The following is a 13096-nucleotide window of genomic DNA, read 5'->3' as shown; positions in this document are numbered from 1 at the left end:
CACCCTCCCGTGAACGAGCTGATGACACCATGCAGGCTAGCCATTACGACCCTATTCTGGTCGCTATTTCTTTTGTGATTGCGATTCTCGCGGCCTGGACGGCGCTGAATATGGCGGGACGAGTCTCTACAAGCCACGGTAAAACCGCTTATGTGTGGCTTTGCGGTGGCGGAGTCGCGATGGGTATCGGCGTGTGGGCAATGCATTTTATCGGCATGCTGGCGATGGACACTGCCATGGGCATGCGTTACAGCCCGGGATTAACCGCGCTCTCGATGGTAATCGCCATGGCCGCCGCCCTCTTTGCTCTGTGGTTCGTGAGCGTGGACAAGCTCGGCTTACGTCGTCTGATTGCTGGCGCACTGGTAATGGGTGCAGGTGTTGTGCTCATGCACTACACAGGCATGGCGGCAATGGACGTCTCCCCGCCGATTGTCTGGAATTATCGCTGGGTCACCCTTTCCGTCATCATTGCCGTTCTGGCCTCGTTTGCTGCCCTTTGGCTCACTTTCCGTTTACGGCATGAAGCTGCGCAGGTTGCATTGATGCGTTTCGGCGCAGCAGTCCTCATGGGGATTGCCATCGCGGGCATGCATTATACCGGCATGATGGCGGCACAATTCCCCCACCAAATGCCCATGGCTCATCATGGCGTAAATGGCAACTGGCTGGCGGTGTTGGTCAGCGTGGTGACGCTGTTTATATTGGGCATCACGTTGCTGATTTCGATGCTCGATGCCCGCCTCCAGGCTCGCACTTCGCTGCTAGCCTCGTCGCTTGCTGAAGCGAATAAAGAACTGGCGCAACTGGCGTTACAGGACCCCCTCACCCGCCTGCCCAATCGCGTGCTGTTTGAAGATCGCCTAAGCCAGGCCATCAGCAAAGCCGATCGGGAAGATAGTGCGTTTGCCTTGATGTTTATGGACCTTGATGGCTTTAAGGCTGTTAATGATGCCTTTGGTCATGACGTGGGTGACAAGCTTTTAGTTGCAGTTACTGACCGTTTACAGCAGCCGTTAAATGGGCAATTCACGTTGGCACGCATCGGTGGAGACGAGTTCGTTCTATTGGCAGACATCTCCGCCCCTGATGATGCTGCGCGCCTTGCCAGCGCGTTAGTCCAGGCCATCGACGCACCGTTTATGATTGAGCCGTACGAACTGGTGGTGACATTAAGCGTAGGCATTGCGCTCTACCCTCACGACGGACAGAACGACCGTGAGCTAATGTTTAACGCCGATGCGGCGATGTATCACACCAAACATACCGGACGTAACGGTTACCATTTCTTCCAGCCTTCGATGAATCTCTTTGCTCAGCAGCAGTTGCAACTCATGAACGATTTGTGGATGGCGGTTGAACGGCAAGAACTGCGCCTCCACTACCAACCCAAATGCCAGGCACCTTCGGGAATAATCACCGGATTTGAAGCGCTTCTGCGCTGGGATCATCCAGTCAAAGGATTGTTACCGCCCGATGTGTTTTTGCCGCTGGCAGAGAAAACCGGGATCATCATTCCCATGGGAAATTGGGTGATCAACGAGGCCTGCCGTCAGCTCAGCGAGTGGCGCACCCTAGGGCATCTGAACTGGTCCATTGCGGTGAATCTTTCCGCCTTACAATTTGAACAGCCGATGCTTATCGATACGGTCATGGCCTGTCTGGCGCGGCACCAAATACCACCCGAGATGTTGATTCTTGAAGTGACCGAAACCACGGCGATGAACAATCCTGAGCAGAGCGTAGCGGTGCTGACGCGTCTGACCGAACTCGGTGTGAAGGCATCTATCGATGATTTTGGTACCGGCTATTCGAGTTTGCTGTATCTCAAACGTTTACCCGCATGTGAGCTGAAAATCGACCGGGCCTTTGTCAAAGAATTGAAAGGTGAAGGGGAAGACGCAACGATTGTGTCTGCTATCGTCGCATTGGCGCGCACGCTTAACCTACGAGTGGTTGCGGAAGGAGTAGAAACCCAGGAGCAGCTCGAATTCCTGACCCAGTTGGGCTGCAATGCATTACAAGGCTATCTGTTGGGCAAACCGGTCAGTGCCGATACGATCACCGCCAGTCATCTAAGAGCAGGCTGATCAAAGACCAGGTTGCGAGTGGACTGTCGTGAGATCGTTTCTGATCGGCCACACTGCAGAGTGCGGATGCAGCGTCGCCATAATGTTATCGACTAACTCAGGCGCCTGTTGGTAAAGGTTGATGCGTTCTGGAAACAACAGCCAGTTTTTCAGCACCCCAGAGAAAAAACTGTGCAGTATCACCAGCGTTATTTCAATATGAGTGTTTGCGGGCAGGCTACCCTGTCGAACACACAGCTCAACTATTTTTCTCATGTTGTCATAACTAAAACACAGATGCTGACGAATTTCTGCTTCGGGCATCATCTCGTTATTAAATTCGCATTTATGATACAAAATCTGCATCAAAGCACGCTGTTTAGGGTTTTCTGAAATATATTGCAATGCCGCCACAAATGCTTCTCTAAGCCAGGCCAATGCATTTTCTTTTTCATCATGTATCATTTTATGATGAATAATGTCACGCAACGGAATTTGTAATTTCCACATCTCATTAAACAACTCAGCCTTACTGCTAAAATGCCAGTAAATCGCCCCTCGCGTCACACCTGCAGCATCCGCGATGTCCGTCAGCGTGGTATTAGAGACGCCCCGACTCGCAAACTGTTCGATGGCTGTATCAATCAGCAACTGCCTCGTCACCAGTGCGTCTGCTTTGGTTTTTCTGACCATGAGATGTCCTTACAATACCGATGGATACTTGAACCCGCTAATATATTGCCTCCCGATTAATTTACACAATTATTTATGCTCCAGAGTTGGATTGTTTTCTTTAAAATCACCATACCAATCACCACAAAAATATAATGACATGGATTCATAAATTTTAAATATGATTGTTAACCCCTTTATTACAAAGCCACCAGGACAAACCTCACTTCTTTTGTGTATGAGTGCTTTTACTCCCCTTTACGGAATTATACTGGTTAACATTTCAAACTTTTTATTTGTACTATAACGCGCTGCACTTTTTATTTTCCCACCGGTCTCCGGCGTATTGGCTATATCGGTTATTAAGGAATTGCAATGACGACTCACGCAAGGGTTACGCTTTTATCCAGTTTGCTCGCTTCAGCTTTACTGCTTAGCGGCTGCGATGACGCCGGGGATCGGCAGCCACAAACTCAGGCCCCGCATGTCACTGTTCATGTGGTCAGCCGCGCGCCGCTGTCGGTGACAACCGAACTACCGGGCAGAACCACGGCGTTCCGTATCGCCGAAGTTCGCCCTCAGGTCAGCGGTATTGTCCTGCATCGCAATTTCACCGAAGGCAGTGATATTCAAGCCGGAGATTCTCTGTATCAGATTGATCCTGCGACCTATAAAGCCGCATGGGAAAGCGCAAAAGGTGACGAAGCCAAAGCCGCTGCCGCCGCCAATATCGCCCATTTGACGGTGAAACGTTATTTACCGCTGCTGGGTACGCAATACGTCAGCCGCCAGGATTACGATCAAGCCGTTGCTAACGCCCAGCAGGCCGATGCCAGTGTGATGGCTGCAAAAGCGGCGGTAGAAACAGCAAGGATTAACCTTGCGTATACCAAAGTATCTTCGCCGATTGACGGGCGAATTGGTAAATCCAGCGTAACCGAAGGTGCTCTCGTCACTAACGGTCAGTCTCAAGCGCTTGCCACAGTGCAACAGTTGGATCCGATTTACGTTGATGTCACCCAATCCAGCAATGATTTCATGCGCCTCAAGCAAGAAAGCCTTGAGCGCGGCAGCGACACCAAAAGTGTCGAAGTGGTCATGGAAAATGGCCAACCCTATTCGTTAAAAGGCACTTTGCAATTTTCTGATGTGACAGTCGATGAGAGCACGGGCTCTATCACACTCCGCGCCGTCTTCCCTAACCCACAACATGCACTGCTCCCGGGCATGTTTGTACGCGCGCGCATTGAAGAAGGGGTGCAGCCAAACGCAATCCTCGTACCTCAGCAGGGCGTAACACGCACACCAAGAGGCGAGGCCACAGTCATGGTGGTGAACGAGAAAAATCAGGTTGAAGTACGCGGCGTCGTTGCCTCACAGGCTGTTGGTGATCGATGGCTTATTAGCGCAGGTCTGAATCCTGGCGACAAAGTCATTGTGAGTGGGTTGCAGAAAGTACATCCCGGCGTGACGGTACATGCCGAGCCGGACACCGCAACTTCTTCAGCTCAATAATCAGGGGCCACTATGTCCAAATTCTTTATACAGCGCCCTATTTTTGCCTGGGTGCTGGCTATCATTATGATGATGGCGGGTGGTCTTGCAATTTTGCAATTGCCCATTGCGCAGTACCCGACTATCGCCCCGCCTGCGGTTGCTATTTCGGCCACCTACCCTGGTGCCGATGCACAAACCGTGCAGGATACGGTCACTCAGGTTATCGAACAGAACATGAACGGTATCGATAACCTGATGTACATGTCATCCACCAGCGACTCCTCTGGCGGCGTGACCATTACACTGACGTTCCAGTCCGGCACCGATCCGGATATCGCCCAGGTCCAGGTGCAGAACAAACTGCAACTGGCGACCCCCCTGCTACCGCAGGAAGTTCAGCAACAGGGGATTGGCGTGGAAAAAGCCAGCAGCAACTATTTGCTGGTTGCAGGCTTTGTTTCAGATAACAAATCTCTGAATCAGGACGATATTTCTGATTATGTGGCGTCCAACATCAAAGATGCCATTAGCCGACTGAATGGGGTCGGTGACACACAGCTGTTTGGTGCGCAATATGCCATGCGTATCTGGCTGGATGCCAACCTACTGAACAAATATCAGCTCACGCCAGTGGATGTCATTAACGAGCTGAAAATTCAAAACAACCAAATAGCTGCAGGACAACTCGGCGGCACGCCAGCCGTAGGTAATCAGCAGTTAAATGCTTCTATCATTGCTCAAACGCGTCTGAAAGATCCGCAAGAATTCGGTAACGTGACACTTCGCGTTAATTCAGACGGCTCAGTAGTACGCCTGCGCGATGTGGCCCATATTGAGCTAGGCGGTGAAAACTATAATGTTGTCGCACGCATCAACGGGCAGCCGGCCTCAGGCCTCGGCATTAAACTCGCGACCGGGGCAAACGCACTGAACACGGCAGATGCCATCAAAACCAAGCTGGCTGAATTGCAACCGTTCTTCCCGCAGGGAATGCGAGTGGTTTATCCCTACGACACCACGCCATTCGTGAAGATTTCCATCCATGAGGTAGTCAAAACCCTGTTCGAAGCGATCGTGCTGGTTTTCCTGGTGATGTATCTTTTCCTGCAAAACCTCCGCGCCACGTTGATTCCAACTATCGCAGTGCCGGTCGTGCTATTGGGTACGTTTGCCGTGCTTTCGGCCTGCGGTTATTCCATCAATACGCTCACCATGTTCGGTATGGTGCTCGCCATCGGGTTGTTGGTGGATGATGCCATTGTGGTGGTGGAAAACGTCGAGCGAGTCATGGCAGAAGACCGCCTGTCGCCGAAGGAAGCCACCGAAAAGTCGATGGAGCAAATCCAGGGGGCGCTGGTCGGTATTGCGATGGTGCTGTCTGCGGTGTTTATCCCAATGGCATTCTTCGGAGGGTCAACGGGGGCTATCTATCGCCAGTTTTCGATAACGATTGTCTCTGCAATGGCGCTGTCAGTACTGGTAGCATTGATTCTGACACCCGCCCTGTGTGCAACTCTGCTAAAACCTGTTTCAGCCGATCATCATGAAGCAAAACACGGCTTTTTCGGCTGGTTCAACACCCGATTCGATCTCAGCGTAAGCCATTATACCGACAGCGTGAGCCGTATTTTGCGGGGAACTGGCCGCTACCTGATCGTTTTCGTGGTCATCGTTGTGGGTATGGCATTGCTGTTCCTGCGTTTACCCACCTCGTTTCTGCCAGAAGAAGACCAGGGCGTGTTCATGACCATGGTTCAACTGCCCAGCGGTGCCACGCAAGAACGCACTCAGAAAGTGCTGGATACCCTGACGCATTACTATCTCAGCAATGAGAAAGAGAATGTTGCCAGTGTGTTCACCGTCAACGGCTTTAGCTTTAGCGGTCAAGGGCAAAACTCAGGCATGGCCTTTATCAGCCTGAAACCCTGGGACGAGCGCAGCGGTGAGGAAAACCACGTAGAAGCCATCATTAAACGTGCAACGATGAGTTTTAGTCAGATTCGCGATGCGATGGTCTTCCCGTTCAACCTGCCTGCCATTATCGAACTGGGGACAGCAACTGGCTTCGACTTTGAATTGATAGACCAGGGTGGGCTTGGGCATACTGGCCTGACTCAGGCCCGTAACCAACTGCTCGGCATGATAAAAGAACATCCAGATATGCTGGTGCGCGTCCGCCCGAACGGCCTGGAAGATACTCCGCAGTACAAACTGGATGTCGATCAGGAAAAGGCGCAGGCCTTGGGCGTTTCGCTTTCCGATATTAATCAGACCATTTCCACAGCGCTCGGCGGCTCCTACGTTAATGACTTTATCGATCGCGGCCGTGTGAAAAAAGTTTACGTTCAGGCAGACGCAAAATTCCGTATGTTGCCAAACGACATAACTAACTTGTATGTGCGGAGCGCAAACGGCGAAATGGTTCCTTTCTCAGCGTTCGCTTCTGCACATTGGATCTATGGCTCTCCACGCCTTGAACGATACAACGGCTTACCTTCAATGGAAATTCTGGGGGAAGCAGCACCGGGTAAGAGTACCGGTGAAGCGATGAATCTGATGGAAGCGATGGCCAGCAAGCTACCTTCTGGGATCGGCTATGACTGGACGGGTATGTCTTATCAGGAACGGCTCTCTGGCAATCAGGCTCCAGCCCTGTATGCCATTTCGCTCATCGTTGTATTCCTGTGCCTCGCGGCACTGTATGAAAGTTGGTCTATTCCGTTCTCTGTTATGTTGGTTGTGCCCCTGGGCGTTATCGGTGCCCTGTTAGCAGCCTCACTTCGCGGTCTGAATAATGACGTCTATTTCCAGGTCGGACTCCTGACGACGATTGGCCTGTCGGCAAAAAATGCCATTCTGATTGTCGAGTTCGCCAAGGATCTGATGGATAAAGAGGGAAAAGGCGTCATTGAAGCCACGCTCGAGGCATCCAGAATGCGTCTACGCCCAATTCTGATGACCTCACTGGCGTTTATCCTGGGCGTTATGCCTTTGGTTATCAGCAACGGTGCGGGGAGTGGAGCACAAAATGCTGTCGGTACAGGTGTGATGGGAGGAATGCTGGCAGCTACGCTACTCGCCATCTTCTTTGTGCCTGTATTTTTTGTGGTCGTCCGTCGGCGATTCAGCGGAACGAAATGATAAGTAAAATAAAAAAGGCGCTTTAAGCGCCTTTTTTATTTTCTACTAGTGACTACCGTTTCGTTGACGTTAGCTTTTAATATTTTCTTCTGCATAATTTCTACATAATTAGCGGATAATTCGTCAAATCCTCCACGATGTTTACAGAGTAAATATATTGAGATTATTTGCTTCTGCATCCTTGATAACACCGATGATAAAATGAGCGTCATTCCGTAAGGCTGATGTGTTAACTCCGCCGCGGTCTCATCGAGGTAATATCATGAAAAGATTGATTTCAGTTGCATTGCTGACAGCGTTACTTGCAGGTTGCGCACATGAATCACCCTGCGTGCCAGTTTATGACGATCAGGGGCGACTGGTTCATACCAACACCTGTATGAAAGGTACAACGCAGGATAACTGGGAAACTGCTGGCGCTATCGCCGGAGGCGCGGCCGCACTTGCTGGGCTGACGCTCGGTATCGTTGCCTTAACTAAATAATCATCATAAGCGCGGGCCTCCCGCGCTTTTGCTTCATAACAGTGCACAACGCGTTCAAAAAGTAAAAATTTCGCGCACGCCACCCCATCAATAATTGAAAACCCTATTTCCGATCAACCATCCATAATTAAAAATTATCGAATTCAACGTTTGCTGTGAACAATTTCACAGATTATTGCCCTTCATTCTCACACCAATATTAACCTGTGAAACCATTTCTTCTCGCAGTCTCAATCCTGAAACTTTTTCGCTCCATTTTGTGGCGTAGGTTTCAATTTTGCACCGTCGTAGGGCGCTTATTTTTTTCTTTCCTGTCTACACTCACTCTATTGCCTCCCTGCGCCCCAATATCAGGCGATTGCAATTCTGGCATTCCCTTTGCTTTACAGGAAATGGCCATGGCCACAGACAGGTTTTGGCGTTCCCCCGGACGTCTCTATTTATAACGATAAATTTTTCGCCACACAGGATGCTTTATGAAAAAGATGATGATCGCCAGCCTCACTGCGGCGGGCGTACTGTTTGCACTCTCAAATCAGGCACATGCCGGTACTACTTTCGATGCAGTTAAAAAGAAGGGTTTCGTCCAGTGCGGTATCAGTGATGGTTTACCGGGTTTCTCTTATGCAGATGCCGATGGCAAATTTACCGGTATTGATGTGGATGTCTGCCGTGGCGTGGCTGCAGCGGTATTTGGTGACGCCAGCAAAGTAAAATATACCCCGCTGACCGCGAAAGAGCGTTTCACCGCGCTGCAATCCGGCGAAGTGGATTTATTGTCTCGTAATACCACCTGGACCTCTTCCCGCGATGCAGGTATGGGCCTCTCATTTACTGGCGTCACGTATTACGATGGCATCGGCTTCCTGACTCACGATAAAGCCGGACTGAAAAGTGCCAAAGAACTCGACGGGGCAACCGTGTGTATTCAAGCGGGCACCGATACCGAATTGAACGTGGCTGATTATTTCAAAGCCAACAACATGAAGTACACCCCTGTAACGTTTGACCGCTCTGATGAATCGGCAAAAGCCCTGGAATCAGGACGCTGCGACACGCTGGCCTCTGATCAGTCACAACTCTATGCTTTGCGCATCAAGCTGAGTAAACCGGCTGACTGGATTGTTCTTCCAGAAGTTATCTCCAAAGAGCCGTTGGGCCCGGTGGTTCGCCGTGGTGATGAGGAGTGGTTCTCTGTCGTTCGCTGGACGCTGTTCGCCATGCTGAATGCCGAAGAGATGGGCATCAACTCGAAGAACGTTGACGAGAAAGCCGCTAAGCCATCCAACCCGGATATGGCACACCTTTTAGGGACAGAAGGTGATTTCGGCAAAGATCTGAAACTGGATAACAAATGGGCGTACAACATCGTCAAGCAAGTCGGTAACTACGCAGAAATCTTTGACCGCAACGTTGGCGCTGACAGTGCGCTGAAAATCAAACGTGGTCAGAATAATCTCTGGAACAACGGCGGGATCCAGTACGCGCCACCGGTTCGTTAAGTTACACGCTGTGACGGGCATCGCACTGCGATGCCCAACCTGATGTTCTGGTCATTGAGGTTTCCCTATGTCCCATCGCCACCTGACCGTAAAAGGATCGCTCTCCTTTTCCAACCCCACGGTTCGCGCCTGGCTGTTTCAAATCCTGGCGGTAGTGGTCGTCGTCGCTACTGCTATCTATTTGATACACAACACCATAACCAACCTGGACAACCGTGGCATCACTTCCGGTTTTGCTTTTCTCGACCGAAGCGCAGGCTTTGGTATCGTTCAACACTTAATTGATTATCAGCAAGGTGACACCTATGGCCGCGTGTTCCTGGTCGGGCTACTCAACACCCTGCTGGTCTCTGCTTTATGCATCGTCTTTGCCTCTTTCCTCGGCTTCTTTCTGGGTTTAGCGAGGCTCTCTGACAACTGGCTGCTGCGTAAGCTGTCGACGGTTTATATCGAGACGTTCCGTAATATCCCGCCGCTGCTGCAAATCTTCTTCTGGTACTTTGCTGTCTTGCGCAATTTACCGGGACCGCGTCAGGCAGTGAGCGCTTTTGACCTCGCATTCCTCAGCAACCGTGGGCTCTATATACCGGCACCACAATGGGGAGAAGGTTTACTGGCATTTATTGTCGCGATTATCGTCGCCGGAATGATTTCATTCGGGCTGTTTCGCTACAACAAAATGCATCAGATAAAAACGGGGCAACTGCGGAGGACATGGCCGACGGCGCTGGCATTGATTATTGTCCTGCCAATGATCGCTCATTGGGTATTTGGCGCAGCGTTGCATTGGGATGTTCCGGTGCTTCGCGGATTTAACTTCCGCGGCGGCATGGCGCTTATTCCGGAATTGGCGGCTTTAACGCTGGCCCTTTCAGTCTATACCTCAGCTTTTATCGCCGAGATTATTCGTTCGGGTATCCAGGCCGTGCCTTATGGTCAGCATGAGGCAGCTCGCTCACTTGGGTTGCCTAATCAGGTGACGCTACGTCAGGTCATCATCCCTCAGGCGCTACGCGTGGTGATCCCCCCATTAACCAGCCAGTATCTCAATATTGTCAAAAACTCTTCGCTGGCCGCAGCTATCGGCTATCCCGATATGGTGTCACTGTTTGCCGGAACGGTGCTGAACCAGACTGGACAGGCGATTGAAACGATCGCTATTACCATGTCGGTTTATCTCATCATCAGCCTGAGCATTTCATTGCTGATGAATATCTACAACCGCCGTATGGCACTGGTTGAGCGCTAAGAGGTCATGATGACAAAAGTACTGCTGTCTCACTCTTTGCGACCGACCGGTGCAAAGGGCAACAAATCCCTAGCCTGGATGCGAAAGAATCTGTTTTCCAGTTGGTCAAACAGCCTGTTAACGATCTTTGCGCTGTGGTTAATGTGGGAGCTGATCCCGCCATTGTTGAACTGGGCGTTTATTCAGGCCAACTGGGTGGGAACTACGCGTGCAGACTGCACCAAAGCAGGGGCCTGCTGGGTATTCATCCACCAACGTTTCGGCCAGTTTATGTACGGCCTTTATCCTCACGATCAGCGCTGGCGTATTAATACGGCGCTGATTATTGGACTGCTGTCTATCGTCCCGATGTTCTGGAATGCGATGCCACGCAGGGGTCGTTATATCGCTTGTTGGGCAATCATTTATCCGTTCGTTGTCTGGTTTCTGTTGTATGGCGGGTACTTCGGGCTGGAGCGTGTGGAGACACGGCAGTGGGGCGGGTTAACACTGACGCTGATTATCGCATCGGTAGGGATAGCGGGTGCATTGCCGCTTGGGATTTTGTTGGCGTTGGGTCGCCGTTCAACCATGCCCGTCGTGCGTATTCTGTCCGTTATCTTTATCGAGTTCTGGCGTGGCGTGCCGCTGATTACTGTGTTGTTTATGTCATCGGTCATGTTGCCGCTGTTTATGTCGGAAGGAACCAGTATCGACAAACTCATCCGCGCGCTAGTTGGTGTGGTGCTGTTCCAATCGGCGTATGTTGCGGAAGTTGTGCGCGGGGGGCTGCAAGCCTTGCCAAAAGGTCAGTATGAAGCCGCAAGCTCGTTGGCATTAGGCTACTGGAAAACACAGGCGCTGGTCATTCTTCCCCAGGCCTTGAAACTGGTGATCCCAGGTCTGGTCAATACCATTATCGCGCTGTTTAAAGATACCAGCCTGGTGATCATCATAGGCCTGTTCGATCTCTTCAGCAGCGTTCAACAAGCCACTGTTGATCCGGCCTGGCTCGGCATGTCGACGGAGGGTTATGTCTTTGCTGCGCTGATCTACTGGATCTTCTGTTTTAGCATGTCGCGCTATAGCCAGCATTTGGAAAAGCGCTTTAACACCGGGCGTACACCGCACTGAGGACACTATGAGTCAAACATTACTACAGCCGGCTGATGCGATGATTACGCTGGAAAACGTTAACAAATGGTACGGTCAGTTTCACGTTCTGAAGGACATCAACTTAAACGTGAAACAGGGTGAACGCATCGTGCTGTGCGGCCCTTCTGGTTCAGGAAAATCGACAACCATTCGCTGTATCAATCACCTGGAAGAACATCAACAGGGACGCATTGTTGTCGACGGTATCGAGTTGAATGAGGATATTCGAAACATCGAGCGGGTACGCCAGGAAGTGGGTATGGTCTTTCAGCACTTCAACCTTTTTCCGCATCTGACGGTACTGCAAAACTGCACATTGGCTCCAATCTGGGTACAGAAAATGCCGAAGAAAGAAGCCGAAGCGTTGGCGATGCATTATCTTGAACGCGTTCACATCGCTGAACATGCCCATAAGTTTCCCGGACAGATTTCTGGCGGTCAGCAACAACGCGTCGCCATCGCCCGTTCGTTGTGCATGAAGCCGAAAATTATGCTGTTCGATGAACCTACCTCGGCGCTCGATCCTGAAATGGTTAAGGAAGTCCTCGACACAATGATAGGGTTGGCACAATCAGGGATGACAATGCTTTGCGTCACCCATGAAATGGGTTTTGCCAAAACCGTCGCTGACAGGGTTATTTTCATGGACCGTGGTGAAATCATTGAGCAGGCGCCGCCGGATCAGTTCTTTGCCAATCCAAAATCCGAACGTACTCGCGCATTTCTTTCTCAGGTCATCCACTGATATTTTCCTCCTCTCACGGGGAGGAGTTCCTTTTCTTTCCAAATGCACAAAAGCAAAAAGCCCAGTCATAGACTGGGCTTTTTGCTTAATTGATGTCTGGCAGTTCCCTACTCTCGCATGGGGAGACCCCACACTACCATCGGCGCTACGGCGTTTCACTTCTGAGTTCGGCATGGGGTCAGGTGGGACCACCGCGCTGTTGCCGCCAGACAAATTCTTTTATCTGCCGAACTTCACCGTTAAAACTGGTGCTGATACCCAGAGTCGAACTGGGGACCTCACCCTTACCAAGGGTGCGCTCTACCAACTGAGCCATATCAGCACACTTAATTTGATGCCTGGCAGTTTATGAATCACTTTGTGATTCACCCTTCGGGCCGTTGCTTCGCAACGTTCAAAAGCTTTGCTTTTGTCCTACTCTCATCGAGTAGTGAACTGCCCTGAAAGTTTACTGCTTACTGCTAATTTGATGCCTGGCAGTTCCCTACTCTCGCATGGGGAGACCCCACACTACCATCGGCGCTACGGCGTTTCACTTCTGAGTTCGGCATGGGGTCAGGTGGGACCACCGCGCTGTTGCCGCCAGGCAAATTCTGTATGACC

9 protein-coding genes, 1 tRNA gene and 2 rRNA genes are annotated in these 13096 nt (G+C 51.0%); 8 read left to right on the top strand and 4 right to left on the bottom strand.

The features are described 5' to 3' along the window. The first annotated feature begins 29 nt into the window (after positions 1–29). Complete coding sequence (locus VH187_RS06985; protein WP_329700752.1) at positions 30–2090, top strand: putative bifunctional diguanylate cyclase/phosphodiesterase; 2061 nt, start codon at positions 30–32, stop codon at positions 2088–2090. Here VH187_RS06985 and envR read toward each other — a convergent pair whose 3' ends face one another. Continuing rightward, positions 2091–2762 carry an acrEF/envCD operon transcriptional regulator gene (gene envR / locus VH187_RS06980; RefSeq protein ID WP_329700751.1) on the bottom strand — a complete coding sequence of 224 codons (672 nt, stop codon included), beginning with the start codon at positions 2760–2762 and terminating at the stop codon, positions 2091–2093. 354 nt (positions 2763–3116) lie between these two features. On the opposite strand from envR, the gene VH187_RS06975 reads away from it, so the two are divergent. From VH187_RS06975 to VH187_RS06945, 7 genes are all read left to right on the top strand, one after another. After that, positions 3117–4256, top strand: a complete 1140-nt coding sequence (locus VH187_RS06975) for an efflux RND transporter periplasmic adaptor subunit (protein ID WP_329700750.1) — start codon at positions 3117–3119, stop codon at positions 4254–4256. 12 nt (positions 4257–4268) lie between these two features. Beyond that, positions 4269–7379, top strand: a complete 3111-nt coding sequence (locus VH187_RS06970) for an efflux RND transporter permease subunit (protein ID WP_329700749.1) — start codon at positions 4269–4271, stop codon at positions 7377–7379. A gap of 262 nt (positions 7380–7641) precedes the next feature. Next, on the top strand, positions 7642–7863 hold the full coding sequence (locus VH187_RS06965; protein ID WP_329700748.1) for a lipoprotein: 222 nt from the start codon (positions 7642–7644) through the stop codon (positions 7861–7863). A gap of 476 nt (positions 7864–8339) precedes the next feature. After that, complete coding sequence (locus VH187_RS06960; RefSeq protein ID WP_329700747.1) at positions 8340–9365, top strand: amino acid ABC transporter substrate-binding protein; 1026 nt, start codon at positions 8340–8342, stop codon at positions 9363–9365. Positions 9366–9432: 67 nt separating this feature from the next. Beyond that, positions 9433–10614: an amino acid ABC transporter permease gene (locus tag VH187_RS06955; protein ID WP_329700746.1), complete on the top strand. Its 1182-nt coding sequence runs from the start codon at positions 9433–9435 to the stop codon at positions 10612–10614. A 9-nt stretch (positions 10615–10623) separates the two neighbouring features. Next, positions 10624–11727 carry an amino acid ABC transporter permease gene (locus tag VH187_RS06950; protein WP_329700818.1) on the top strand — a complete coding sequence of 368 codons (1104 nt, stop codon included), beginning with the start codon at positions 10624–10626 and terminating at the stop codon, positions 11725–11727. A gap of 7 nt (positions 11728–11734) precedes the next feature. Then, positions 11735–12493, top strand: coding sequence for an amino acid ABC transporter ATP-binding protein (locus VH187_RS06945; RefSeq protein ID WP_329700745.1), 759 nt, complete (start codon positions 11735–11737; stop codon positions 12491–12493). A 94-nt stretch (positions 12494–12587) separates the two neighbouring features. Here VH187_RS06945 and rrf (VH187_RS06940) read toward each other — a convergent pair. The 3 genes from rrf (VH187_RS06940) to rrf (VH187_RS06930) form a co-directional block, all read right to left on the bottom strand. Continuing rightward, positions 12588–12703, bottom strand: a 5S ribosomal RNA gene (gene rrf, locus VH187_RS06940). A gap of 36 nt (positions 12704–12739) precedes the next feature. Further along, a tRNA-Thr gene (locus VH187_RS06935) sits at positions 12740–12815 on the bottom strand. A 149-nt stretch (positions 12816–12964) separates the two neighbouring features. Beyond that, positions 12965–13080 (bottom strand): 5S ribosomal RNA (gene rrf / locus VH187_RS06930). Positions 13081–13096 lie beyond the last annotated feature (16 nt).

The organism is Scandinavium sp., from assembly GCF_036271055.1.
GTDB lineage: Bacteria > Pseudomonadota > Gammaproteobacteria > Enterobacterales > Enterobacteriaceae > Scandinavium.
The sequence above is the reverse complement of the archived record's forward strand: the minus strand, read 5'-3'. Positions and strand labels throughout refer to the sequence as shown.